At 69.6% G+C, this 22,287-nt stretch carries 25 protein-coding genes; 7 read left to right on the top strand and 18 right to left on the bottom strand.

Annotation, left to right across the window (positions count from 1 at the left end):
* Positions 1-76 precede the first annotated feature (76 nt).
* A complete protein-coding gene (locus ELI80_RS01170) occupies positions 77-343 on the top strand; it encodes a GlsB/YeaQ/YmgE family stress response membrane protein (RefSeq protein ID WP_136649106.1) in 267 nt (88 codons plus the stop codon).
* Positions 344-569: 226 nt separating this feature from the next.
* Positions 570-2,201, top strand: coding sequence for an MFS transporter (locus ELI80_RS01165; protein ID WP_136649105.1), 1,632 nt, complete (start codon positions 570-572; stop codon positions 2,199-2,201).
* A 41-nt stretch (positions 2,202-2,242) separates the two neighbouring features.
* Here ELI80_RS01165 and ELI80_RS01160 read toward each other — a convergent pair whose 3' ends face one another.
* A complete protein-coding gene (locus tag ELI80_RS01160) occupies positions 2,243-2,497 on the bottom strand; it encodes a DUF333 domain-containing protein (protein WP_136649104.1) in 255 nt (84 codons plus the stop codon).
* Positions 2,498-2,652: 155 nt separating this feature from the next.
* Between ELI80_RS01160 and ELI80_RS01155 the strand changes: the two genes are divergently transcribed.
* The 4 genes from ELI80_RS01155 (at position 2,653) to ELI80_RS01140 (ending at position 7,187) form a co-directional block, all read left to right on the top strand.
* Positions 2,653-3,591: an ABC transporter permease gene (locus ELI80_RS01155; protein WP_136649103.1), complete on the top strand. Its 939-nt coding sequence runs from the start codon at positions 2,653-2,655 to the stop codon at positions 3,589-3,591.
* Between the two features lie 38 nt (positions 3,592-3,629).
* Positions 3,630-4,445 (top strand): ABC transporter permease, encoded by an 816-nt coding sequence (locus ELI80_RS01150; protein ID WP_136649102.1) that lies wholly within the window; start codon positions 3,630-3,632, stop codon positions 4,443-4,445.
* On the top strand, positions 4,442-6,019 hold the full coding sequence (locus tag ELI80_RS01145) for a dipeptide ABC transporter ATP-binding protein (RefSeq protein ID WP_136649101.1): 1,578 nt from the start codon (positions 4,442-4,444) through the stop codon (positions 6,017-6,019). Before ELI80_RS01150 ends, ELI80_RS01145 begins: the two co-directional genes overlap by 4 nt.
* 307 nt (positions 6,020-6,326) lie before the next feature.
* Positions 6,327-7,187, top strand: coding sequence for a D-amino-acid transaminase (locus ELI80_RS01140; RefSeq protein ID WP_136649100.1), 861 nt, complete (start codon positions 6,327-6,329; stop codon positions 7,185-7,187).
* 104 nt (positions 7,188-7,291) lie between these two features.
* Here the strand turns inward: ELI80_RS01140 and ELI80_RS01135 are convergent, their stop codons facing one another.
* The 12 genes from ELI80_RS01135 to ELI80_RS01080 all read right to left on the bottom strand — a co-directional run bounded on the left by ELI80_RS01135 (position 7,292) and on the right by ELI80_RS01080 (position 18,625).
* Positions 7,292-8,149, bottom strand: a complete 858-nt coding sequence (locus ELI80_RS01135; protein WP_136649099.1) for a calcium-binding protein — start codon at positions 8,147-8,149, stop codon at positions 7,292-7,294.
* A 32-nt stretch (positions 8,150-8,181) separates the two neighbouring features.
* Positions 8,182-8,931, bottom strand: a complete 750-nt coding sequence (locus tag ELI80_RS01130) for an amino acid ABC transporter ATP-binding protein (RefSeq protein WP_136649125.1) — start codon at positions 8,929-8,931, stop codon at positions 8,182-8,184.
* A gap of 70 nt (positions 8,932-9,001) precedes the next feature.
* Positions 9,002-10,453: an amino acid ABC transporter permease gene (locus tag ELI80_RS01125; protein WP_136649098.1), complete on the bottom strand. Its 1,452-nt coding sequence runs from the start codon at positions 10,451-10,453 to the stop codon at positions 9,002-9,004.
* Between the two features lies 1 nt (position 10,454).
* Complete coding sequence (locus ELI80_RS01120; RefSeq protein ID WP_236641266.1) at positions 10,455-11,708, bottom strand: amino acid ABC transporter permease; 1,254 nt, start codon at positions 11,706-11,708, stop codon at positions 10,455-10,457.
* Between the two features lie 113 nt (positions 11,709-11,821).
* Complete coding sequence (locus tag ELI80_RS01115; RefSeq protein WP_136649097.1) at positions 11,822-12,853, bottom strand: amino acid ABC transporter substrate-binding protein; 1,032 nt, start codon at positions 12,851-12,853, stop codon at positions 11,822-11,824.
* Between the two features lie 211 nt (positions 12,854-13,064).
* Entirely contained in the window at positions 13,065-13,778 is a 714-nt protein-coding gene (locus ELI80_RS01110) for an ATP12 family chaperone protein (RefSeq protein ID WP_136649096.1), read from the bottom strand.
* A complete protein-coding gene (locus tag ELI80_RS01105; RefSeq protein WP_236641265.1) occupies positions 13,775-14,488 on the bottom strand; it encodes an HAD-IA family hydrolase in 714 nt (237 codons plus the stop codon). The genes ELI80_RS01110 and ELI80_RS01105 overlap by 4 nt, the downstream gene beginning before the upstream one ends.
* Complete coding sequence (locus ELI80_RS01100) at positions 14,488-15,549, bottom strand: RluA family pseudouridine synthase (protein WP_136649095.1); 1,062 nt, start codon at positions 15,547-15,549, stop codon at positions 14,488-14,490. Before ELI80_RS01100 ends, ELI80_RS01105 begins: the two co-directional genes overlap by 1 nt.
* On the bottom strand, positions 15,546-15,935 hold the full coding sequence (gene crcB, locus ELI80_RS01095) for a fluoride efflux transporter CrcB (RefSeq protein WP_136649122.1): 390 nt from the start codon (positions 15,933-15,935) through the stop codon (positions 15,546-15,548). The genes ELI80_RS01100 and crcB overlap by 4 nt, the downstream gene beginning before the upstream one ends.
* A 34-nt stretch (positions 15,936-15,969) precedes the next feature.
* Positions 15,970-17,295 (bottom strand): replication-associated recombination protein A, encoded by a 1,326-nt coding sequence (locus tag ELI80_RS01090; RefSeq protein ID WP_136649094.1) that lies wholly within the window; start codon positions 17,293-17,295, stop codon positions 15,970-15,972.
* 62 nt (positions 17,296-17,357) lie between these two features.
* On the bottom strand, positions 17,358-17,948 hold the full coding sequence (locus tag ELI80_RS01085; protein WP_136649093.1) for an acyl-homoserine-lactone synthase: 591 nt from the start codon (positions 17,946-17,948) through the stop codon (positions 17,358-17,360).
* A gap of 65 nt (positions 17,949-18,013) precedes the next feature.
* The gene (locus ELI80_RS01080; protein ID WP_136649092.1) at positions 18,014-18,625 is read right to left on the bottom strand and encodes an autoinducer binding domain-containing protein; all 612 of its coding nucleotides are present in this window, start codon (positions 18,623-18,625) and stop codon (positions 18,014-18,016) included.
* On the opposite strand from ELI80_RS01080, the gene ELI80_RS01075 reads away from it, so the two are divergent.
* Positions 18,619-18,894, top strand: coding sequence for a hypothetical protein (locus ELI80_RS01075; RefSeq protein ID WP_136649091.1), 276 nt, complete (start codon positions 18,619-18,621; stop codon positions 18,892-18,894). The genes ELI80_RS01080 and ELI80_RS01075 overlap by 7 nt on opposite strands.
* Before the next feature lie 94 nt (positions 18,895-18,988).
* Here ELI80_RS01075 and rplQ read toward each other — a convergent pair whose 3' ends face one another.
* From rplQ to ELI80_RS01050, 5 genes are all read right to left on the bottom strand, one after another.
* Complete coding sequence (gene rplQ / locus ELI80_RS01070; protein ID WP_136649090.1) at positions 18,989-19,411, bottom strand: 50S ribosomal protein L17; 423 nt, start codon at positions 19,409-19,411, stop codon at positions 18,989-18,991.
* A 118-nt stretch (positions 19,412-19,529) separates the two neighbouring features.
* On the bottom strand, positions 19,530-20,546 hold the full coding sequence (locus ELI80_RS01065; protein ID WP_136649089.1) for a DNA-directed RNA polymerase subunit alpha: 1,017 nt from the start codon (positions 20,544-20,546) through the stop codon (positions 19,530-19,532).
* Between the two features lie 117 nt (positions 20,547-20,663).
* Complete coding sequence (gene rpsK, locus ELI80_RS01060; RefSeq protein WP_131673306.1) at positions 20,664-21,053, bottom strand: 30S ribosomal protein S11; 390 nt, start codon at positions 21,051-21,053, stop codon at positions 20,664-20,666.
* A gap of 15 nt (positions 21,054-21,068) precedes the next feature.
* Entirely contained in the window at positions 21,069-21,437 is a 369-nt protein-coding gene (rpsM, locus tag ELI80_RS01055; protein ID WP_136649088.1) for a 30S ribosomal protein S13, read from the bottom strand.
* Positions 21,438-21,544: 107 nt separating this feature from the next.
* On the bottom strand, positions 21,545-22,264 hold the full coding sequence (locus ELI80_RS01050) for an adenylate kinase (RefSeq protein WP_136649087.1): 720 nt from the start codon (positions 22,262-22,264) through the stop codon (positions 21,545-21,547).
* Positions 22,265-22,287 lie beyond the last annotated feature (23 nt).

Genomic DNA, 22,287 nt, shown 5'->3' with positions numbered 1-22,287 from the left:
GGAAAAGCCGTCCCGGCTTAATGGGATGGGCCGGATCGCCGCGGCGCGTGGCCGGGCAGGCAAGGGGGATGCGGACATGGTCTTGAGCGGCGCCGGACTGCTCGTCCCGCTGATCGTCGGGGCGATCGCCGGCTGGCTCGCTGGCGCGATCGTGAAGGGCCGCCGCGGCGGCGTGCCGGTCAGCATGGCCGTCGGCATCGTCGGCGCGCTGCTGGCGTCGTTCCTGTTCCCGGCGCTCGGCTGGCGCATGGGCGCCGAAGGCGGGGTGCCTGGCGCGGTCGTGTTTTCCGCCATCGGCGCGGTGATCCTGCTGGCGGCGGTCCGGCTGTTCAACCGCGGATGACGCGGCTGCCGCCCGGCCCTGTCGGCCGCGTGCGCCCCCTTGGCCGCGTGCGCTCCATCACCCTCTTGCGCCCCGTCGGCCGCTTGCGCCCGGTCGGGCGCTGCCGCATGGTGCCGCACCACGCCCGCCCGCGAACCTGCCCGGCCGCACGCCGCCGGGCGCGGCCGGGCGATCGTCCTGTCCGCGGCCTGCCCTTCGGGCCGCGCAAGCGCCGGGTTGGCACGGAATGAAGCAAAGCTCCGCCCTCGCGCCCTTCCGCTATCCGGCGTTCCGCACGCTGTGGGGCGCGACGGTGGTGTCGAACTTCGGCGGGATGGTGCAGGCGGTGGGCGCGGCCTGGATGATGACGCAGCTCACGCAAAGCGCCACGCTGATCGCGCTGGTGCAGGCGTCGAACACCCTGCCGGTCATGCTGTTCGCGCTGCTGTCCGGCGCCCTGGCCGACATCTTCGACCGCCGCCGGCTGATGCTGATCGCGCTGACGATCATGGCCGTGATGTCGGTGCTGCTTGCCGTGCTGACCTATCTCGGCCGGATCGAGCCGTGGAGCCTGCTGCTCTTCACCTTCTCGATCGGGCTCGGGCAGGCGATCTACAACCCGCCGTGGCAGGCGAGCATGGGCGACCTCGTGTCCCGCGACGACCTGCCCTCGGCGGTGACGCTGAACTCTGTCGGGTTCAACCTGATGCGCAGCGTGGGGCCGGCGATCGGCGGGCTGATCGTGGCGGCGTTCGGGTCGGCGGCCGCCTTCGCGGTCAACGCGGCGAGCTACGGGCCGCTGATCTTCGCGATGTCCCGCTGGAACCCGCCGCCCCGCGTGGCCCGCACCGCGCGCGAGCCGCTGGGCCCCGCGCTGGCGGCCGGGCTGCGCTATGTCGGGCTGTCGCCCAACCTCATCCGCGTGCTGCTGCGGGCCGCGCTGTTCGGCCTTGCAGCAGTGTCGGTGCTGGCGCTGTTGCCGCTGATCGCGCGGGACCATCCCGAAAGTGGGTCGCTGCTTCTGGGCCTGCTGCTGGGCTGCTACGGGATCGGCGCGATCCTCGGCGCGGCGGTGAACCCGCGCGTCCGGGGGCGCTTCAGCAACGAACAGATCGTCCGCACCGCCTTCCTGGGCTTCGCCCTGGCCACGCTGGTGCTGGCGCTCACGGACAATGTCTGGCTGCAGGGGCTGGCGCTGCTGCCGGCCGGGGCAAGCTGGGTGCTGGCGCTGTCGCTGTTCAACGTGACCGTGCAGCTGTCCACGCCCCGCTGGGTGGTGGCGCGGGCGCTCGCGCTCTACCAGACGGCGACGTTCGGGGGGATGGCCGCGGGGTCGTGGATCTGGGGCGCGCTGGCGGGCAGCTATTCCGTCCAGACCTCGCTGATCGTCGCGAGCGTGGTGCTGCTGTTCGGCGCGGTGGTGGGGTTCTGGCTGAGCCAGCCCGACTTCGGCCAGCGCGACCTCGATCCCGCCAACCAGTTCCGCGAGCCTGCGCTGGCGTTGGACCTGCGCGGCCGGTCGGGGCCGATCATGGTCATGGTGGACTACATCATCGACCAGCGCGACGTGCCCGAGTTCCTGCGCCTGATGGCCGAGCGGCGCAACATCCGCCGCCGCGACGGCGCCCGCAACTGGGCCCTGCTGCGCGACCTGGAAAAGCCCGATCACTGGTCGGAATCGTACCACATCGCGACATGGGACGAATACATCCGCCACAACCTGCGCCGCACCAAGGCGGACGCCGCATCCGCCGTGTCGCTGCGCGCGCTGCACCGGGGCGAGGGCGACCCCCTCGTCCACCGCATGATCGAGCGGCACGAGGTCACCCCCGCCGACGACATGCCGCTGGCCGGCAAGGTGCAGGTGCCGGGAGCCTGAGGCACCGGGCGGCAGGTGCAGCCGCCCGGCCGGTGCGCCGGTCAGGACCGGAACGGGTTGCTGGCGGCCGCGGGCACCTTGCCGTCGAACATGCGCAGCAACGTCCATTCCTCGACGATCTTGTCGCCCGGCAGGACGCACAGGCCGATCTCGTCGCCCGAGGCGAGCGTCGCCGTCACCGACTGGCCGCCCATCTCGCCGCATAAGACCGACGCGGGGTTGGCGGCCGCCTGTGCGGCAAGGGGTGCGGCCAGGGCAAGCGCCGCGGCGGCGAACGCGCAGGTGAAACGGGTCATGTCTGCTTCTCCAAAGATGATCTGGATCGCGCTTCCGGATCACGGCGGCGTCCGGCCCGCCAATCACGTCTGCGTTGGGCGGCCGTCGAACGGTGCCGCTACGCCCGCTTGTATCGCTCTGGACGCGGCGCGCGCCGGCCCCTAGCGTCTGCGCCATGCCGCTGTTTTTCCGCCGCCTGATCTCGGTGTTGCTGTCGCTGCTGATCGCCTCGGCGGTGATCTTCGCGGTGGTCGACCTGGTGCCCGGCGATCCGGCGAGCTTCATGCTGGGGACGGGCGCGCGGCCCGACACGGTCGCCGCGCTGCGCGAGCAGATGGGGCTGGACCTGCCCTGGCCGGTTCGCTACGCGCGCTGGATGGGCGGGGTGCTGTCGGGCGACCTGGGCACCAGCCTCGCCTACAAGACGCCGGTCGCGGGGATGATCCGGGACCGCCTGCAGGTGTCGCTGCCGCTCGCGCTGCTGGCGCTGACCCTGGCGGTCGCGGTGGCGTTCCCGGCGGGGATGCTGGCGGCGCGGCGCCGCGGCGGGGCGGCCGACGCGGCGGTCATGGGCGGCACCCAATTGGGCATCGCGCTGCCGAACTTCTGGTTCGCCATGCTGCTCGTGCTGGTCTTCGCGGTCAGGCTGCGCTGGCTGCCGGCGGGGGGCTTTCCCGGCTGGGCGCATCCGGGCGCGGCGATCAAGTCCCTGATCCTGCCCGCGGTGGCGCTGGCGCTGCCGCAGGCCGCGATCCTCGCGCGGGTGCTGCGATCCGCGCTGATCGAGACGCTGGGACAGGACTACATCCGCTCGGCCCGCGCCAAGGGGCTGACGCGGGGGCAGGCGCTGCGCCGCCACGCGCTGCGCAACGCGCTCATCCCGGTTCTGACGATCATGGGGATGCAGTTCTCGTTCCTGCTCGCGGGGGCGATCATCATCGAGAACGTGTTCTACCTGCCCGGCCTCGGGCGGCTGATCTTCCAGGCGATCACCCAGCGCGACCTGATCGTGGTGCAGTCCTCGGTGCTGGTGATGGTGGCGGCGGTGATCGTCGTGACCTTCGTCGTCGACCTCATCTACGGGCTGGTCGATCCGAGGCTCAGGTCGCGATGAGGCTGGGACTGTGAGGCGGTGGCGATGAGGCGGTGGCGATGAAGGTGGGGCTCATCGCGGGCGCGGTTCTGGCCGGCGCGGCGCTGGGGGCGGCGCTGCTGTCGCTGGCGTGGACGCCGTTCGACCCCGCGGCGATGTCGATCCCCGACAAGCTGCGGCCGCCCGGCTCGGTCCACTGGCTCGGGACCGACCAGCTCGGCCGCGACATCCTGTCGATGCTGATGGCGGGGGCGCGCACCTCGCTGTCGGTCGCGCTGCTCGCGGTCGCGATCGGCGCGGGCGCGGGCGTGCCGCTGGGCCTTGCCGCGGCGGCGATGCGCGGGCGCTGGGTCGACGACGCGATCATGCGCGGCAACGACCTGGTCTTCGCGTTCCCGTCGCTGGTGATCGCGATCCTCATCACCGCCGCGCTGGGGCCGTCGGCCGCCAACGCCATGATCGCGATCGGGATCTTCAACATCCCCGTCTTCGCCCGCGTGACCCGCGCCGCCGCCTTGCCGATCTGGACGCTGGACTACATCCGCGCGGCCGAGGTCGCGGGCAAGGGCGCGGCCCGGATCAGCGTCGAGCACGTGCTGCCGAACGTCGCGAGCCTGCTGATCGTGCAGGCGACGATCCAGTTCAGCCTGGGGATCCTGGCCGAGGCGGGGCTGTCCTACGTGGGCCTTGGCGCGCAGCCGCCCACCCCCAGCTGGGGCCGGATGCTGGCCGAGGCGCAGACGATGGCCGCGATCGCGCCCCATGCCGCGATCGCGCCGGGGGTCGCGATCGTCCTGACCGTGCTGGGGCTGAACCTGCTCGGCGACGGCCTGCGCGATGCGCTGGACCCGCGGCTGAAGGCGCGGCTGGCATGATCGAGGTCCGCGACCTGTCGGTCGCGCTCGGCGCGCGGGCGGTGCTGTCGGACGTGTCGCTGACGCTGTCCCCCGGGACGATCACCGGGCTGGTGGGCGAAAGCGGGTCGGGCAAGTCGATGACGGCGCTCGCCATCATGGGCCTGCTGCCGGACGGCGCGCGCGCGACGGGCTCGGTCGAACTGGACGGGCGGAACCTGCTGCCGCTCGACGACCGCCGGATGTCGGATGTGCGCGGCCGCCGGATCGGAATGATCTTCCAGGAGCCGATGACCGCGCTCAACCCGCTCATGACCATCGGCGACCAGGTGGCCGAGGTTCTGACGCGCCACCACGGCATGGACCGCGACGCCGCCCGCGCCGTCGCGCGGCAGCGGCTGGACCGCGTCGGGATGCCCGGCGAGCGGTTCCCGCTGACGCTGTATCCACACGAGCTGTCCGGCGGCCAGCGCCAGCGCGTCGCCATCGCCATGGCGACCGCCGACGCCCCCGACGTGCTGATCGCGGACGAGCCCACGACCGCGCTGGACGTGACGACGCAGGCACAGATCCTCGACCTTCTCCGCGGGCTGGTCGCGGACGAAGGAATGGCGCTGCTGCTCATCACCCACGACCTCGCCGTGGTGGGGACGGCCGCGGACCGGGTCGCGGTGATGCAGGGCGGTCGCATCGTCGAGGAAGGCGCGACGCAGGACCTGTTCCGCGCGCCCGCCCATGCCCACACCCGCGCGCTTCTTGCCGCCACGCGGCACCAGCCCGCGCGGGCGGGCCCCCCGGACGCCGCCACGGCCGGGCGCCCGATCCTGCAGGTGGAACGCGCGGTCCGCGCCTACACGCTCGCCCGCCCCGCGCCCCTCGCCCCGCACCCGGTGCTGCGCGCGGTGGATGACGTCAGCTTCACGATGCGCCCCGGCGAAAGCGTGGGGCTGGTGGGGTCGTCGGGGTGCGGCAAGTCCACCCTCACCCGCGCGATCCTGGGCCTTGATCCGCTGCAATCCGGGCGCATCCTGCTGGACGGGGAACCCGTCACGGCGCGGATGCCGGCCGCGCTGCGGGCGCGGGTGCAGGTCGTGTTCCAGGACCCCTTCGGCAGCTTCGACCCGCGCTGGAGGGTGGACCGCCTTGTGGCGGAACCGTTCCACCTGACCGGCCGCCCGTGCGGCTGGCGCGACCGCGTGGCGCAGGCCTTGGCCGAGGTCGGCCTGCCGCCCGACGCGATGCGCCGCCACATCCACCAGTTCTCCGGCGGGCAGCGCCAGCGCATCGCCATTGCCCGCGCGCTCATCATCCGCCCGCGCCTGATCGTGCTGGACGAGGCGGTGAGCGCGCTCGACGTGCAGGTCCGCGCGCAGGTGCTGGACCTGCTGGCGCGGCTGCGGGCGAGCCACGGGATCGCGTGGCTGTTCATCAGCCATGACCTGTCGGTCGTGCGGTCGATCACCGACCGGGTGCTGGTGATGGACCGCGGCCGCGTGGTCGAGGACGGCCCGACCGACCGCGTGCTGGACGCGCCGCAAAGCGCCGCCGCCGTGCGGCTGGCGCAGGCGATGCCGCGGATGCCCGGGTTTCCCTGAACAAATGAACAGGCCCCGGCCTGTGCGGCGCGGGGCCTGTCTCCCTCCCCCTTGATGGACGCCACGCCTCCCCGCGGGGCGTCCTGGGTATGGCCGGGGCAGGATCAACTCTGCCCGTGTCGCGATCACTTTTGCCTGACGCGCCGGCACGCTGTCAACTGTCGACTTTCGTATACCGATCCCGCCGCCGGTTTTCCGCGCATCCGCCGCGCCCCCGCTCGCCGCCCCGCCGCGTGCCGCAGCGGGGTTGACGGACGGCCCCCGCTCGCGCACCACCGCACCGACCCACCACGCGCTGGAGCCAGCCATGACCCGCATCGTCTACCTGAACGGCGACTACCTTCCCGAAACCGAGGCCAGGGTGTCGATCTTCGACCGCGGCTTCGTCATGGCCGACGCGGTGTACGAGGTGACGAGCGTGCTGGACGGCAGGCTGGTCGATTTTCCGGGCCACATGGCGCGGCTGAAGCGGTCGCTGGGCGAATTGTCGATCCGCAATCCGCTGGACGACGACGCGTACCTTGCGGCCCACCGCCGCCTGGTCGAGGAGAACGGGATCACCGACGGGATGATCTACCTGCAGGTCAGCCGCGGCAACGGCGGCGACCGCGACTTCGTGTTCCCGCCCGAGGACACGCCCCCGACGGTCGTCATGTTCACCTGGAACAAGCCAGGGATGGCCGACACGCCGGTGGCGCAGACCGGGCTGCGGGTCATCAGCCTGCCCGACATCCGCTGGCACCGCCGCGACATCAAGACGGTGCAGCTGCTCTACCCGTCCATGGCGAAGATGCAGGCGAAGGCCGCGGGCAAGGACGACGCCTGGCTGGTCGAGGACGGCTTCGTGACCGAGGGCACGTCGAACAACGCCTACATCGTCAAGAACGGGACGATCATCACCCGCGCGCTGTCGAACGACATCCTGCACGGCATCACTCGCGCGGCGGTGCTGCGGATGGCGGACGAGGCGCAGATGAAGATCGAGGAGCGCAACTTCACCATCGCCGAGGCGCAGGACGCAGACGAGGCGTTCATCACCTCGGCCAGCATGTTCGTGATGCCCGTGGTGGAAATCGACGACGCGGCGGTGGGCACCGGCAAGCCGGGCCGCGTGGCCGCCCGCCTGCGCGAGATCTATCTCGAGGAAAGCCGGAAGGCGGCGATCTGACCATCTTCTGTCGGGAAAATATCCCCGCCGGAGGCAAGCAGGAAGAAGGCCGCGCCCCCGGCGCTGCCTTCTGCACATGCCGGGCCGGGCCGGGTCGCGCCGGGTCAGGCCCGCTGCAGTTCCGCGCGCACGTCCCCCGCCAGCGTCGTCGGCAGCACCGCGACCACGCGGCCGTCCAGCAGCACGCGCGAGTTCTCGCCGTCCTGCTCGACGGTCAGGTTGCCCGCGCCGGGATAGCTGTCGTCGTAGGTGACGATCACGCGGTCGCCCGAGCCGTAGTTCACCTGCGCCGCGCCGTCCGCATCGGCGCGCAGGATGTAGCGGTCCGAGCCGTCGCCGCCGTCCAGCGTGTCGAAGCCGTCGCCGTGGATCGTGTCGTCCCCATCGCCGCCGTCGATGAAGTCGGCGCGCTCGGCCTGGGTGCCCGCGTCGTCCAGGCCGCTGATGAAGTCCTCGCCGTCGCCGCCGAAGATCGAATCGCGCCCGTTCAGCGAGGTGATGCTGTCATCGCCCCCGTCGACGTCGTCATCCTCGTCGTCGCCATGAATCACGTGGACGCCGCGCCCGGTCGAGATCGTGTCGTCGCCGCTTCCGCCGCTGATCGTGTCGTTGCCCATGTCGTCGGCCGGGCTGGCGGTGATGTACAGGTCGTCGTCCGCCCCCAGGAACACGGCGTCGTCGCCCGGGTCCGCCACCACGGTGTCGTCGCCCCTGCCGGAATAGACGTAGTCGTTGCCCGCGCCCGCCGTGACGCTGTCGTCGCCCGCGTAGCTTTGCACGACTTCGTCCAGGGCGCTGCCGGTGATCGTATCGGCCTCGTCCGTGCCTTCGATCGACTCGCGCCCGTCGAAGATGTCGTCGGGCAGCGGCTCCAACTCGTCGTCGTCATCCGAACCGCTGACAAGGCCGACCAGCCCGCCGAGAGCCAGGACGCCGAACAGCAACAGATACATCTGGTTCATCGCACTCTCCCTCACGCGACCTTTTCAGACGATCAATGCCCCAGAATCTGGCTGAGGAACAGCTTCGTCCGTTCGGACTGCGGATTGTTGAAGAACTCGCGCGGGCTGTTCTGCTCGACGATCTGGCCCTGGTCCATGAAGATCACGCGGTTCGCCACCGCCTGCGCGAACCCCATCTCGTGGGTGACGCAGATCATGGTCATGCCGTCCTGCGCCAGCTCGATCATGGTATCGAGCACTTCCTTGATCATCTCGGGGTCGAGGGCGCTGGTGGGTTCGTCGAACAGCATGATCCGCGGCTCCATGCACAGCGACCGGGCGATCGCCACGCGCTGCTGCTGTCCGCCCGACAGCTGGCCCGGATACTTGTTGGCCTGCTCCGGGATGCGGACCTTCTCGAGGTAGCGCATCGCGATCTCCTCGGCCTGCCGGCGCGGCAGCCTGCGCACCCAGATCGGCGCCAGCGTGCAATTCTCCAGCACCGTCAGGTGCGGGAACAGGTTGAAGTGCTGGAACACCATCCCGACCTCGGAGCGGACCTTGTCGATGTTCTTCAGGTCGTGGGTCAGTTCCACCCCGTCCACGACGATGCGGCCGGACTGGTGTTCCTCGAGCCGGTTGATGCAGCGGATCAGGGTGGACTTGCCCGAACCGGACGGCCCGGCGATGACGATCCGCTCGCCGCGACGGACGGTCAGGTCGATGTCGCGCAGGACGTGGAAGGTCCCGTACCACTTGTTCATCCTGACGATGTCGATCGCGACCTCGTCGCCCACCGTCATGGCCGATCGGCCGGCGTCGATGCGGGCGGGTGCGCCGGTGTCGGCTTGGGTATAGGTCATTGTCGGCCCCTCAGCGATGGTCGCGCTTCAGCCGCTGTTCCAGGTGCATGGAATACCGCGACATGCCGAAGCAGAGGATGAAGAAGATGAAGCCGCTGAAGATATACGGCTCCCAGTAGGCGCCCTTCCATTCGAAGGTGGCGCGGATCGTGTCGGCGAGCTGCTTCAAGGGATCGAACAGGCCCACGAAGGTCACGAGCGTGGTGTCCTTGAAGACGCCGATGAAGGTGCCGACGATGCCGGGGATCGACACCTTCAGCGCCTGCGGCAGGATGATGAGCCGCTGCATCTTCCAGTAGTTCAGCCCCAGGGCGCCCGCGGCCTCGTACTGCCCGCGGGGAAGCGAGGCGAGGCCGCCGCGGATCACCTCGGCCATGTAGGCGCTGGCGAACAGCGTCACCATGATGATGACCCGCAGGATGATGTCGAAGTTCGTGCCGGGCGGCAGGAAGTAGTTCAGCAGCAGCGAGGCCACGAACAGCAGCGTGATCAGCGGGACGCCGCGGATGAACTCGATGAAGATCACCGCGAAGGCCTTGACGATCGGCAGGTCGGACTGCCGCGCGAGCGCCAGGATCACGCCCAGCGGCAGCGACATGGTGATGGCCGCGACGCCGATGGTGATCGCCAGCAGGAACCCCCCGAAGCTGCGCGATTCCATTCGCGGCAGCGACAGGGGCAGCATCCGCTGCAGGTCGGCGGCCGCGTCCCCCGACAGGAACCACCACCACAGCGCCGCGGCGGCAAGCCCCCCGACGACGGCGAGGATCCCGAAGCGCGCCAGCAACCGCCAGACGACGACGCCGATCACCGCGCCGCCCAGGATCGTCGCGGGCCCCCAGATCGACCCGCCCCACAGCAGCCACACGGCGAGGAACGGAAAGACCAGCGTCAGGACCAGCGCCGCGCGCGGCGCGTATTCGATCACCGCGATCCAGACGACCACGCCCACGGCGATGCAGACGAGTTCGGGTGCCGGCGCGCCCGAAAGCATCGACAGCGCGAAGGCGCCGACGCTCGCGACCGCGACCACGATCCAGCGCATCTGCCGGCTTTCGGTGAACAGGACCGGCGCCAGCGCCAGGAACAGCAGGCAGAAGGCCGAGGTCGGGCGCCAGTACTCGCTGGGCGGGTAGAAGCCGAACAGGAACTGGTTCCAGCGCTCGCGGATCACCCCGAAGCAGCCGCCCGCCGCGCCCTCGCCCCAGCGCTCGGCGAAGATGGCGCGGCATTCGGCCATGCTGGACGCGTTCCAGACCGAATGGCGGATCCAAGGGTAAAAGTGCTGGAACAGCCACCACAGGACGAACAGCGCGACGATGGTCAGGACCGTGTTCAGCGGGCCGGAAAACAGGTTCGTCCTGAGCCATCGGTAAAGGCCCCGCTCGGCGGCGGGCGGCGATGCCTGCGGCAGCATGGTGCCGCGGACGAAAGGGACGGTTTCGGCGTGCAGTTCGCTCATCTCAGCGTTCCTTCAGGCGCACGCGGGCGTTGTAGAGGTTCATCACGGCCGAGATCAGCAGGCTGAGGACAAGGTAGATGCCCATCATCAGCATCATCGCCTCCATCTCGCGCCCGGTCTGGTTCAGCGTGGTGCCGCCGAGCGTCGCGCGCAGGTCGGGATAGCCCACGGCGATGGCGAGCGAACTGTTCTTGGTCAGGTTCAGGAACTGCGAGATCAGCGGCGGCACGATCACCCTGAGCGCCTGCGGCAGGATCACCAGCCCCATCGTCGGGCGCGCGCGCAGGCCCAGCGCGAACGCCGCCTCGGTCTGGCCGCGGCTCACCGACAGGATGCCGGCGCGCACGATCTCGGCGATGAAGGCGCCGGTATAAAGGGTCAGTGCCAGCACCAGCACGACGAACCCGTTGTCCAGGTTGACGCCGCCGGTGAAGTTGAAGCCGGCGAGCGTCGGCGGGATCAGGTGGACGCCGAACAGGTTGATCAGCGCGACCAGCGGCACGACGAACAGCAGGACGCTGATCCACCAGGTCACGGGCCGCCGGCCGGTCCGGTTCTGCCGAGCCCTTGCCCAGCCCCGCAGCCATTTCCACACCAGCCAGGCCGCGACCAGCGCCACGGCGAACGCGACCAGCGCCCCGTTGACCGGCGTGCCCGCGATCACCACCGGACCCGGCGCATGTTCGACCGCGAGGCGGGGAATGGCGGTGTAGCGGTTGGTGGGCGCCACGCTGTCGAACAGGATCATCTGCGCCGCGGCATCGTCGCCGCGATAGTCGCGGGGCGCCGGCAGCACGTCGGTGAAGATCGCGAGGATCACGAGGATCCACAGAAGCAGCGGCACGTTGCGGAAGATCTCGACATAGACCGTCATCATCTTCGAGACGAGCCAGTTGTTCGACAGCCGCAGCACGCCCGCCAGCACGCCGACGATCGTCGCCAGGACGCAGCCCACGAACGACACGAGGAGCGTGTTGAGCAGGCCCACGACCGCCGCCCGCATGTGGGTGTCGGTCGCGGCATAGGGGATCAGCGAGAACGGGATGTCGTATCCCGCGCGCGCCCACAGGAAGGAAAAGCTGAACGTCTTGCCCAAGCGGGCCAGGTTCTCGATCGTGTTGTTGACCAGCCATGCCGCGAACAGCATCACGCCGATGAACACCACCGTCTGGATCGTGAGCGAGCGGTAGCGTCGGTCGTAAATCAGCATCGACAGGCGGAACGGCTGATGTTCCGCCGGTTGCAGGTGCGTCATCTGTTTCCCCTGTTGGCCGATGAGTGCGGGGCTTCCCCGTCGTTCTTGGCCGTCGTCTGTCGCGCAGGTCGGGGGCGCGGCACGGGGCCGCGCGCCCTGTTGTCAGGCCGGGATCAGCGGAACGGGGTCGCGTACATCAGGCCGCCCTGCGTCCACAGCGCGTTCAGGCCGCGGGCCAGCCCGATCGGGGTCTGCTCGCCGATGGTCGCGGCGAAGACCTCTCCGTAGTTGCCGCCCGCGGCGATCGCGCGCTTGGCCCATTCGGCGTCAAGGCCCATCATGCCGCCCAGGTTGTCGGTCGCGCCCAGCAGGCGCTGCACTTCCGGGTTGGTCGAGGATTTCGACAGCTCCTCGAGGTTGGCCGACGTCACGCCGTATTCCTCGGCCGCGATCAGCGCGAACAGCGTCTGGCGGACGATGTCGCCCCAGTTGTTGTCGCCGTGGCGGACGGCAGGGGCCAGCGGCTCCTTCGAGATGATCTCGGGCAGGATGATGTGGTTTTCGGGGTCCGCGAAGGCGGCGCGGGTCGCGGCCAGGCCCGATGCGTCGGTGGTGTAGGCGTCGCAGGCACCGGCCAGGTACTGCTGCTCACCCTCGGCGTTGGAATCGATGTTGACCGGCTGGTAGGCGATGTTGTTGGCGCGGAACCAGTCGGCAAGGTTCAGTTCGGTCGTGGTGCCGGTCTGGATGCAGATCGTGGCGCCGTCCAGTTCCTTGGCACTGGTCACGCCCAGGTCCTTGCGGACCATGAAGCCCTGCCCGTCGTAGTAGTTCACGGCCGGGAAATCGAGCGCCAGCTCGGTGTCGCGCTGGAACGACGCGGTGGAGTTCCGGGTCAGCACGTCGACTTCACCCGACGACAGCGCGGTGAAGCGGGTCTGGCCGGTGGTCGGGACGAAGCGCACCTTGTTGGCGTCGCCCACGACCGCCGCAGCAATCGCGCGGCACAGCGAGATGTCGAAACCCGACCAGTTGCCGTTGGCGTCCGGTGCGGCGAACCCGACCAGGCCGGGGTTCACGCCGCAGATCAGCTCGCCGCGCTGCTTGACGGCGCGCAGGGTGTCACCCTCGGCCGCCTGCGCGCCGGTGGACAGCAGGACGGCGGCGGCAGCCGCGACCGCACCAAGGAAAACCGTTTTCGTCATCAGGACCTCTCTGTTCGCCCGAGTGGTTCGGGACCGACGGCGGGCCGTGATCCGGCCCCTTGCATTGCGGGCAGGTCGCCCGGGTGAGAGCCATCTTGACGATGGCGCGTGATGCGTCAAGATTTTCGCGCGGGGAAACACGTCAGAGATGATCGTGATTGCAGGACGCGCTTGCAGCCCCTGGGCGTGCCGCAGCGCGCCCCGTCTCGGCTCACTCGGGCCGCGACAGGTGCCAGAACCGCTCGGCGTCCAGCATCGCCGCGCGACGGCGCAGCGCCGCCGCCTCGGCCTCGTCGTCGCGACCCCAGATGCGGGCCTGGTAATCCTCGTCCAGCCGCGACAGCGCGTGCGCCTGTTCAGCCGTCAGCCGCCCATGCGCGACCGCGAGCCCCAGGACCAGCGACCCCGGCAGCGTCACCAGGTCGTGAAGCGCGGTCAGCCCCCAGGGGTCCAGGCCCGCGACATGGCCGTGCAGCCTGGCAAGCGCCCCGGGATCCTGCGCGACCGGGATCACGCCGCCCGTCACCGCCAGCCGCGCCCCCAGCGTGTCGGCCGCCCAGTCGAGCAGCGGATCCCACGCCGCCGCCTGCTCGCGCGCCAGCGCGTCCTGCCGGTCGTCGCGGTAGGACAGAAGGTCGGTCCCGCCGTAGTCCGCCAGCATCGAGGCGACCGCGTCGAACTGCGGCGCGACCTTCTCGATGGCCGAGTTCGCGGCCCGGGTGACGGGCATCACGCCGGGGTCGATCGCCTCGGACACGGCGTCCCATTCGTCGGCCACCGCCTGCGCCAGCGCCCGCGTCGGCAGCACCAGCGGCAGCTTGCCGGGCGTGTTCACGACCCGGTCGTCCAGCGCCACCTGCCAGCCGCCATCCGCGGGCCGCAGGCCGACCGAGGTCCAGAAGCGGCGCGGTTTCCATTCGCTCATGCGGGGGTCCCTTCGATCCAGCCCTCGATCAGGCGGGTCAATTCGGCGAAGTCGCGCGCCACCGCCAGCGCGCCGGCGGCGGCCAGGTCCTCGGCGGGGTGGTGGCCCCAGGCCACGCCGATCGCGGCAACGCCCGCGTTTCGCGCCATCGTGATGTCGTAGGTCGTGTCGCCCACCATCAGCGCCCGGTCCGCGTGAACGCCCGCGTCCGACAGGCACGCCAGCACCATGCCGGGCGCGGGCTTCGACGGGTGCCCGTCCGCGCAATGCGAGGTCACGAAGTAGCGGCCCAGATCGTGCGCCGCGATCAGCGCCGTCAACCCCCGCTGCGACTTGCCCGTGGCCACCGCCATCAGCACGTCGTCGCGGGCGGCCAGCCGGTCCAGCAACTCGCGCGCGCCGGCAAACAGCGGCGATTCCGCCCGCGTGCGGTCGTCGTGGTAGCTTTGCCGGTAGCCTGCCACGACCGCCGCCTGCGTGGGCGCATCGGTGCCCGGCAGCAGCGTCGCGACCGCCACCGGCAGGGACAGGCCGACGATGCTGCCCACCGCGGCGGGCGGCAGTTCCGGCAGGCCCGCCGCGGCCATGCCGCGCGCCATCGACCGCATGATCATGTCCGCGCTGTCCACCAGCGTGCCGTCCACGTCCCAGATCACGAGCTTCAGGCCGGGCGTCGGACCGGGCGTCGGGTCGGGCTTCGCGTCCGCCATCAGGTCAGGTCCTCGAACGGGTCCGCCGGCACGTCGTTCTCGTGCCAGCCCAGCGTCTTCCAGGTGCGCGCCATGTGTTCGGGCAGCGGCGCGGTCACGGTGATGCGCTTGCCGGTCACGGGATGGTCGAAGCCGATCGACCGCGCGTGGAGATGCAGCTTGCGGCTGATCTCTCCGCCCAGCTGCGCGCCCCAGCCGTCGCCCAGGTTCTCCTGCCCCGACCCGCCGTACTTGCCGTCGCCGATGATCGGGTGGCCGAGTTCCGCCATGTGCGCGCGCAGCTGGTGGGTGCGGCCGGTGATCGGGACAAGCGCGCACCAGCTGACGCGGGTGCCCAGGCTGTCGAGCACGGCATAGTCGGTGGTCGCGCGCTTCGCCCCCTCGGTCTGGTCCACCCGGGCGGGGTGCACGGCGATCATCTTCTCGCCCTCGCCGCCGCGGCCGTGGCCGGGGGCCTTCACCAGCCCGAAGCGGACGGTGCCCATCTGCGGGCTGGGCACGCCGGCGACGGCGGCCCAGTAGATCTTGCGCGTGGTCCGCGACCGGAACGATTCCGACAGCCGCCGCGCGACCCGGTCCGTGCGCGCCAGCAGAAGGACGCCCGAGGTGTCCTTGTCCAGCCGGTGCACCAGCTTCGGCTTGTCCTTGAACCCGAACGTCAGCGCCTGCGCGAGGCCGTCCACGTGCCGGTCGCCCTGACCGCTCCCCCCCTGGCTCGGCAGGCCCGGCGGCTTGTTCAGGGCGATGACGTGTTCGTCCTTCCAGATCACCGCGGCCTGGATCATCTTCGCGTCAGCGTCGCCGACGCCCGCGTCCGCGCGGGGACCGCGCGGCGCACGGATCGCGGGCGCGTCGGGCAGCGGCGGGACCCGCACCTCCTGCCCCGGCTCCAGCCGCGTCGCGGGCTTCACCCGGCCACCGTCGACGCGCAGCTGGCCCGTGCGGCACAGCTTCTCGATCGCGATCTGGTTCAGCTGCGGGAACTGCCGCCTGAGCCAGCGGTCGAGCCGCTGCTCGCCCTCGTCCGCGCCGACGCGGATCACCTGCACCGGCGTGCTCATGCCCAGATCCCCCGCGCGACGGCCAGCCCGGCGACCAGCGCCAGGACCGACAGCGCCACGCTCGCGACCACGTTGCCGACCGCCAGCGCCTGCGCGCCGCGTTCCCACAGCACCACGGTGTCGAGCGAGAACGACGAGAAGGTGGTGAACCCGCCCAGAACCCCGGTCAGCAGGAACGGCGCCATGCCGTCGCCCCGGCCCGAGAGCGCGACGAACAGGACGCCCATCAGGAACGATCCCGCGACATTCACGGCCAGCGTGCCGAGCGGGAGGCCCGGCCCGAACGCCGCCAGCGCGGCCCGGGTCACGCCCAGGCGGGCAGCCGCGCCAAGCGCGCCGCCCAGGGCAACCTGAAGATAGGGGGCGGCATGGATCCAGCTTTTCATCATGCCGCCGTCCTCTGCATCCGGGCGCGCAAAGTCAACCGCCGCGCTTCGCGCGCTGGCTGACGAACCAGTCCAGCCGCTTCTTCAGCTCGCGCTCGAACCCCCGCTCGACCGGGGCATAGAGAACCGGGCGCCTCATCCCGTCGGGAAAGTAGTTCTGGCCCGAGAACGCGTCCTCGGCGTCGTGGTCGTAGGCGTAGCCGGCGCCGTAGCCCTGGTCCTTCATCAGCGCCGTCGGCGCATTCAGGATGTGCGCGGGCGGCATCAGGCTGCCGGTGGTCCGCGCCTCGGCCCGCGCGGCCTTGTAGGCGACGTAGCCCGCGTTCGATTTCGGCGCGAGCGACAGGTAGATCACCGCCTGCGCCAGCGCGAGCTCGCCCTCGGGCGAGCCGAGCCGTTCATAGAGCGCCCAGGCGTCGAGGCAGTGGCGCTGCGCGGCCGGGTCGGCGAGGCCGATATCCTCGATCGCCATCCGCGTGATGCGGCGGGCGAGGTAGCGCGGGTCCTCGCCCCCTTCCAGCATCCGGGCAAGCCAGTAGAGCGCCGCGTCGGGGTCGGACCCGCGCACCGACTTGTGAAGCGCGGAAATCAGGTTGAAGTGCTCGTCGCCCGCCTTGTCGTATCTCGCGGCGCGGCGCATCAGCCGCTTTGCCAGCTCCTCCGGTCCGATCGGCTTTCCGGTGTTCCACGCCATCACCTGCTCGATCAGGTTCAGCGCGGCGCGGCCGTCGCCGTCGGCCATTTCCAGCAGCGCGTCGCGTGCCTCGCCGGTCAGGGGCAGCGCGCGGCCCATCTCTCGTTCGGCCCGCTGCGCCAGCAGCTCGAGATGGGTCAGGTTCAGCCGCTCCAGCACGACGACCTGCGCGCGGGACAGGAGCGCGGCGTTCAGCTCGAACGACGGGTTCTCGGTGGTGGCGCCGACAAGCAGGATCGTGCCGTCCTCCATGAACGGCAGGAAGCTGTCCTGCTGCGCCTTGTTGAAGCGGTGGATCTCGTCGACGAACAGCAGCGTCCCCTGCCCGTCCCCCTGCTCGCGCCGCATCCGGGCGGTGTCGAACACCTTCCTGAGGTCGGCGACGCCGGAAAAGATCGCGGAGATCTGGACGAAGACCCGGTCCGTCTCGTGCGCCAGCAGCCGGGCGATGGTGGTCTTGCCGACGCCGGGCGGCCCCCACAGGATCAGCGATCCGAGACTGCCTGCGGCGAGCATCGCGCCCAGGGGCGCGTCGGGACCCAGCACGCGGTCCTGGCCGACGACCTCGGACAGGGATGCGGGCCGGATCCGGTCGGCAAGCGGGCGCGCCGCCGCCCTTGCGGGCGCGTGCGCGATGTCGGGAGAGCTGTCGAAAAGGTCGGCCATGGCGGGCAGATGTTAGACTGCCCGCCAGTTGCTTGGTATCCCCCGCTGTTGCACACGCCCGGTCAGTGCAGCTTGCTCGCGAGATTGATCGACACGCACTGGAAGTCACCGTCGTCGATCCACATCACGCGGCCGATCGCGGTCGCTTCCAGCCCGCAGCGGCCGTACCAGCGCGGCCAGGTCGCGCCGGTCAGGGCGATCAGCCGCGACGCGCCCACCTCGCGGGCCGACGCGGTCATCGCGTCGACCATGCTGAAGTGGACCTTGCGGCGGATCGCCTGCGGGGTCGCGTGGTTGACGAACACGCGCGTGCATTCCCAGACCGACGGATCGACCGGGGCTTCCCCGTACAGCAGGTCGGTCGGGATCGACCCGCCGAGGATCCCCTTCTGCGCATCGCGGATCATGTAGGAATAGACGCCGCAGCGGGCGGTGGTCGGCGTCAGCCGGAAGCCGCCCAGCACCTCGCCCGCCTCGTGAACGGCAATCCAGCGGCTCTGCGGCGTGTCGTACTGGTCAAACTCCATCCCGTCCGCTTGCGGAAGGTCCCAGTTCTTCTGGACGATGAAGCTTTCGCGCCGGGCGCGGAACAGGTTTGCAAACAGTTCGCCGTGGACGTGGAGGTTGCTGAAGGAAAGGGTGGTGGTCTGCATGGAAGTATCTCCTGGGGGTTTTTGATGGGTTCCCCCCCGGGAGCGGCGCGGTAAGGGCGCCATCGCTACAGCAAGCGGTACTCCTTGGCACGTTGCAACGCCTCGGCGGTCGTGCGGGCCATAAGTCGCTCTCGCGCCGCAATCAGCCGAGCCTTGAAGGCGCTTTCCGTGATCCCGAGCTTCGCAGCCGCCGCTGCATGACGGTCACCCTCCGCGATGCACCGGAGGGCTTCTTTCTGAGCCTTCGTCAGGCTCTCCGGCGGCTCGGTAATCTCGTGAAGCCGTCGTACCGTGTCCAAGATCATTTCGATCTCGTCATCCGTGAATTCGCGCTCGTCGTGCGCAAAGCTGCAGATCGTCCGCGAGCTGATCGGGCCGCACGCCACGGTGAGCCCGTAGGTCAGGCCGTGAGCGGCCGCGTCCTTGCAGATGCCGAACGGATCGGGCACCGGCAGCGACGACCAGCGGCATGAGCCGGTGGTCGAAAATCCCCACGCAATGGTGGGATCGCGCAACGCGTAGGCGTTCTGCACGTAGCGGTCGGCCCAAGCGGCCGGATAGGTCTGGTATTGCATCAGCGGCGCCGCGAAACGGATGTGCAGCGCCAGGAAATATCCTGCCGGCGAGACCTTCTTCAGGCGGGCCAAAGACGCGTTGATATCAGAACGTGATGACATGGCTTTTTAGACAAATTGCCAAAGGTTTCGTCAATCTGAAAACTCGTCTGGTACCTGTGTGTTCCGAGTTTGGTGTTAAAGTGCCACGATCTGATTCGCACGCTGACGATGCGTCGATCCTGCCTGCGCGCGGGCGGGATGACCTGCGTGCCATGCGCGCCGCGGGCGTCCTGTCCGCCGACGAGGCAACCGTCGTCGCGCGGCGGCTTGTAGAACACCTGCAATGGCCGGATGTCGTCACGCGGCAGTTTCACATCCCGCGGGACTGAAGCCGCCGCGCGGTTTCGCCTGCGCCGCAAGACATGAAAAACCCCTGCCCGGCCGCGGGCAGGGGTTCGTTTTTTCAGCCTTTACGGACGGGCCTTACGCCTCGTCCATCTCGAATTCGGCTTCGACGCGGGCGCGGTCGGCTGCGCCTTTCGCCGACGTGTCGCGGTCGACGAACTCGATGATCGCCATCGGCGCCATGTCGCCGTAGCGGAAGCCCGCCTTCAGCACGCGGACATAGCCGCCCTGGCGGTTGGCATAGCGGGGGCCGAGCGCGTCGAACAGCTTCGCGACATACGCGTCCTGCTTGAGCTGCGAGGCGGCCTGGCGGCGGGCGTGCAGGTCGCCGCGCTTGGCGAGCGTGATCAGCTTCTCGATGATCGGGCGCAGTTCCTTGGCCTTCGGCAGCGTCGTCTTGATCTGCTCGTGCTCGATCAGGCTGCCGGCCATGTTCGCAAACAGGGCCTTGCGGTGTTCGTGGGTGCGGTTCAGGCGGCGGTAGCCGCGGGCGTGACGCATGATGATCTCCTATCGTCGTGTTTTGCTTTGTCCGGCGGCGATGCGTTTCGACCGCTCTCCTTGGGGCGTCTTCGGCCCGGTCGTCACGCGGGGCGGCAGCGCCGCCCCGCGCAATTCCTCAGAACTGGTCGTCGAAACGCTTGGCCAGGTCCTCGATGTTCTCCGGCGGCCAGTCCTGGACGTCCATGCCCAGGTGCAGGCCCATGCCCGACAGCACTTCCTTGATCTCGTTCAAGGACTTGCGGCCGAAGTTCGGGGTCCGCAGCATCTCTGCCTCGGTCTTCTGGATCAGGTCGCCGATATAGACGATGTTGTCGTTCTTCAGGCAGTTGGCCGAACGCACCGAAAGCTCCAGCTCGTCCACCTTCTTGAGCAGGCGCGGATCGAATTCCAGGCCCTCGTCGCTGTCGCCGCGGACGGCCGATTCCGGCTCGTCGAAGTTGACGAACACGGCCAGCTGGTCCTGCAGGATGCGGGCGGCGTAAGCCACCGCGTCCTCGGGCGACAGGCTGCCGTCGGTTTCAACCTTCATCGTCAGCTTGTCGTAGTCGAGCACCTGGCCCTCGCGGGTGGGCGTGACTTCGTAGCTGACGCGCTTGACCGGCGAGAAGATGGCGTCGATCGGGATCAGGCCGATCGGCGCGTCCTCGGGACGGTTGCGGTCGGCGGCAACGTAGCCCTTGCCGTTCGCGACGGTCAGTTCCATGTGCAGGTCCGCGCCCTCGTCGAGGTGGCAGATGACGTGGTCGCGGTTCAGGATCGTGATGCCGGCGGTTTCCTGGATCTGGCCGGCCTTGACCTCGCCCGGGCCGGTGGCCGACAGGGTCAGGCGCTTGGTCCCGTCCACGTCCATCTTCAGCGTCACGCCCTTGAGGTTCAGGACGATGTCGGTCACGTCCTCGCGAACGCCGGCGACGGACGAAAACTCGTGCAGCACGTTGTCGATCTGCACGCTGGTGATCGCCCCGCCCTGGAGCGACGACATCAGCACGCGGCGCAGCGCGTTGCCGAGCGTCAGGCCGAAGCCGCGTTCCAGCGGCTCAGCGACGACCGTGGCCACCCGCGACGCGTCGGCGCCGGAACGGATGTCGAGCTGCTGCGGCTTGATCAGTTCGGCCCAGTTCTTGTGGATCATGCGATTGCCTCCATTCCAGTTCCCGGCGCCATGTCCAGCCGCCGCGAACGCCCGAGGTAAAATGCGAATGGCCGGCCCGCGCCTGGAACGACGCGGGCCGGCGTAAGTGTCGTCAGGTCAGACGCGCCGGCGCTTGGGCGGGCGGACGCCGTTATGCGCGATCGGGGTCACGTCGCGGATCGCGGTGATGTTGAAGCCGACGGCGGCCAGCGCGCGCAGCGCGGATTCACGGCCCGAGCCGGGGCCCTGCACCTCGACCTCGAGCGTGCGGACGCCGTGTTCCTGCGCCTTCTTGCCGGCGTCTTCGGCGGCCATCTGGGCGGCGTAGGGGGTCGACTTGCGCGAGCCCTTGAAGCCCATGGTGCCGGCCGACGACCACGAGATCGCGTTGCCCTGGACGTCCGAGATCAGGATCTTGGTATTGTTGAACGAGCTGTTCACATGCGCCACGCCAGTGGCGATGTTCTTGCGTTCCTTGCGCTTCATGCGCGTCTTGTCGCGTGCCATTGTCCCGGACCCTCCTTACTTCTTCTTGCCGGCGATGGGCTTCGCCGGGCCCTTGCGGGTGCGGGCGTTGGTGTGGGTGCGCTGGCCGCGCACCGGAAGGCCGCGACGGTGGCGCAGGCCGCGATACGAACCCAGGTCCATCAGGCGCTTGATGTTCATCTGGTTTTCGCGGCGCAGGTCGCCCTCGACGGTCAGGTTCGCGTCGATGTATTCGCGGATCGCCAGAACTTCGGCGTCCGAAAGGTCGTTGACGCGGCGCGAGGGATCGATCCCCACGGCCTGAACGATCTGGTCGGCATACATCGAGCCGATGCCGTGGATATAGGTCAGCGCAATGGGAACGCGCTTCCCGGTCGGAATGTTGACGCCAGCAATACGAGCCACGCGTAAATCCTTACTGTTGCGGTTCCGTGGTGCCGGAACCTTTTTTCACAACCAAAGACCCGAAGGCGTGCCTTCGGGCCCGATTCGATCAACCAAAGGGTCGATTCTCAAGCGAGAGACTGTGCCGTAGTAGAACCGCCACCCTCTGTCAACTCGTTGTCCGCGCCGCTTCCGGGGACCGAAGGCAGGTGCGACGCGATCTGCGCCGCGACGTCGGCCACGTCGGCAAGCCCGTTCACGGGGCGCAGCTTGCCCTTGGCATAGTAGTAGCCGATCAGCGGTGAGGTCTTCTTGTAGTATTCCAGAAGCCGCGTCTTCAGGCTTTCGGCGTTGTCGTCGCCGCGCCGGCGCAGGTCGGTCGACCCGCAGACGTCGCAGATGCCGGGGCGCTCGGTCGGGCGGGTCAGGTCGTGATAGACCGACCCGCAGCTGCCGCAGGTGAAGCGGCCGCTGATGCGATCGACCAGGGCCGCATCGTCCACCTGCATCTCGATCACGGCGTCGATCTGGTGGCCCATGCCCGACAGCAGGTCCTCGAGCGCGTCGGCCTGCTGCAGCGTGCGGGGGAAGCCGTCGAAGATGAAGCCGGCGCCGGTGCCGGCCTCGAGCTTTTCGCGGATCAGGCCGATCACGATCTCGTCCGTGACCAGATGGCCGCGGTCCATGACGTCGGCGACGACGCGTCCCATCTCGGTCCCCGAGGTCCGAGCCTCGCGCAGCATGTCGCCGGTGGACAGCTGCACGAGCCCGCGCTCCTCGACCAGCCGGTGGGCCTGCGTCCCCTTGCCGGCGCCGGGCGGTCCCAGCAGGATGATGTTCGTCGCCACCGTGTCGTCCCCCCTCGTGTCAG

This window comes from Paracoccus aeridis (assembly GCF_004923205.2).
Taxonomy (GTDB): Bacteria; Pseudomonadota; Alphaproteobacteria; order Rhodobacterales; family Rhodobacteraceae; genus Paracoccus; species Paracoccus aeridis.
The sequence above is the reverse complement of the archived record's forward strand: the minus strand, read 5'-3'. Positions and strand labels throughout refer to the sequence as shown.

Bases quoted from the DNA above. Each gene is read 5' to 3' on its own strand.
- ELI80_RS01170 (WP_136649106.1), top strand. From the start codon at position 77: ATGGTCTTGAGCGGCGCCGGACTGCTCGTCCCGCTGATCGTCGGGGCG.
- ELI80_RS01165 (WP_136649105.1), top strand. From the start codon at position 570: ATGAAGCAAAGCTCCGCCCTCGCGCCCTTCCGCTATCCGGCGTTCCGC.
- ELI80_RS01160 (WP_136649104.1), bottom strand. From the start codon at position 2,497: ATGACCCGTTTCACCTGCGCGTTCGCCGCCGCGGCGCTTGCCCTGGCC.
- ELI80_RS01155 (WP_136649103.1), top strand. From the start codon at position 2,653: ATGCCGCTGTTTTTCCGCCGCCTGATCTCGGTGTTGCTGTCGCTGCTG.
- ELI80_RS01150 (WP_136649102.1), top strand. From the start codon at position 3,630: ATGAAGGTGGGGCTCATCGCGGGCGCGGTTCTGGCCGGCGCGGCGCTG.
- ELI80_RS01145 (WP_136649101.1), top strand. From the start codon at position 4,442: ATGATCGAGGTCCGCGACCTGTCGGTCGCGCTCGGCGCGCGGGCGGTG.
- ELI80_RS01140 (WP_136649100.1), top strand. From the start codon at position 6,327: ATGACCCGCATCGTCTACCTGAACGGCGACTACCTTCCCGAAACCGAG.
- ELI80_RS01135 (WP_136649099.1), bottom strand. From the start codon at position 8,149: ATGAACCAGATGTATCTGTTGCTGTTCGGCGTCCTGGCTCTCGGCGGG.
- ELI80_RS01130 (WP_136649125.1), bottom strand. From the start codon at position 8,931: ATGACGGTGGGCGACGAGGTCGCGATCGACATCGTCAGGATGAACAAG.
- ELI80_RS01125 (WP_136649098.1), bottom strand. From the start codon at position 10,453: ATGAGCGAACTGCACGCCGAAACCGTCCCTTTCGTCCGCGGCACCATG.
- ELI80_RS01120 (WP_236641266.1), bottom strand. From the start codon at position 11,708: ATGACGCACCTGCAACCGGCGGAACATCAGCCGTTCCGCCTGTCGATG.
- ELI80_RS01115 (WP_136649097.1), bottom strand. From the start codon at position 12,853: ATGACGAAAACGGTTTTCCTTGGTGCGGTCGCGGCTGCCGCCGCCGTC.
- ELI80_RS01110 (WP_136649096.1), bottom strand. From the start codon at position 13,778: ATGAGCGAATGGAAACCGCGCCGCTTCTGGACCTCGGTCGGCCTGCGG.
- ELI80_RS01105 (WP_236641265.1), bottom strand. From the start codon at position 14,488: ATGGCGGACGCGAAGCCCGACCCGACGCCCGGTCCGACGCCCGGCCTG.
- ELI80_RS01100 (WP_136649095.1), bottom strand. From the start codon at position 15,549: ATGAGCACGCCGGTGCAGGTGATCCGCGTCGGCGCGGACGAGGGCGAG.
- crcB (WP_136649122.1), bottom strand. From the start codon at position 15,935: ATGAAAAGCTGGATCCATGCCGCCCCCTATCTTCAGGTTGCCCTGGGC.
- ELI80_RS01090 (WP_136649094.1), bottom strand. From the start codon at position 17,295: ATGGCCGACCTTTTCGACAGCTCTCCCGACATCGCGCACGCGCCCGCA.
- ELI80_RS01085 (WP_136649093.1), bottom strand. From the start codon at position 17,948: ATGCAGACCACCACCCTTTCCTTCAGCAACCTCCACGTCCACGGCGAA.
- ELI80_RS01075 (WP_136649091.1), top strand. From the start codon at position 18,619: ATGACATGGCTTTTTAGACAAATTGCCAAAGGTTTCGTCAATCTGAAA.
- ELI80_RS01080 (WP_136649092.1), bottom strand. From the start codon at position 18,625: ATGTCATCACGTTCTGATATCAACGCGTCTTTGGCCCGCCTGAAGAAG.
- rplQ (WP_136649090.1), bottom strand. From the start codon at position 19,411: ATGCGTCACGCCCGCGGCTACCGCCGCCTGAACCGCACCCACGAACAC.
- ELI80_RS01065 (WP_136649089.1), bottom strand. From the start codon at position 20,546: ATGATCCACAAGAACTGGGCCGAACTGATCAAGCCGCAGCAGCTCGAC.
- rpsK (WP_131673306.1), bottom strand. From the start codon at position 21,053: ATGGCACGCGACAAGACGCGCATGAAGCGCAAGGAACGCAAGAACATC.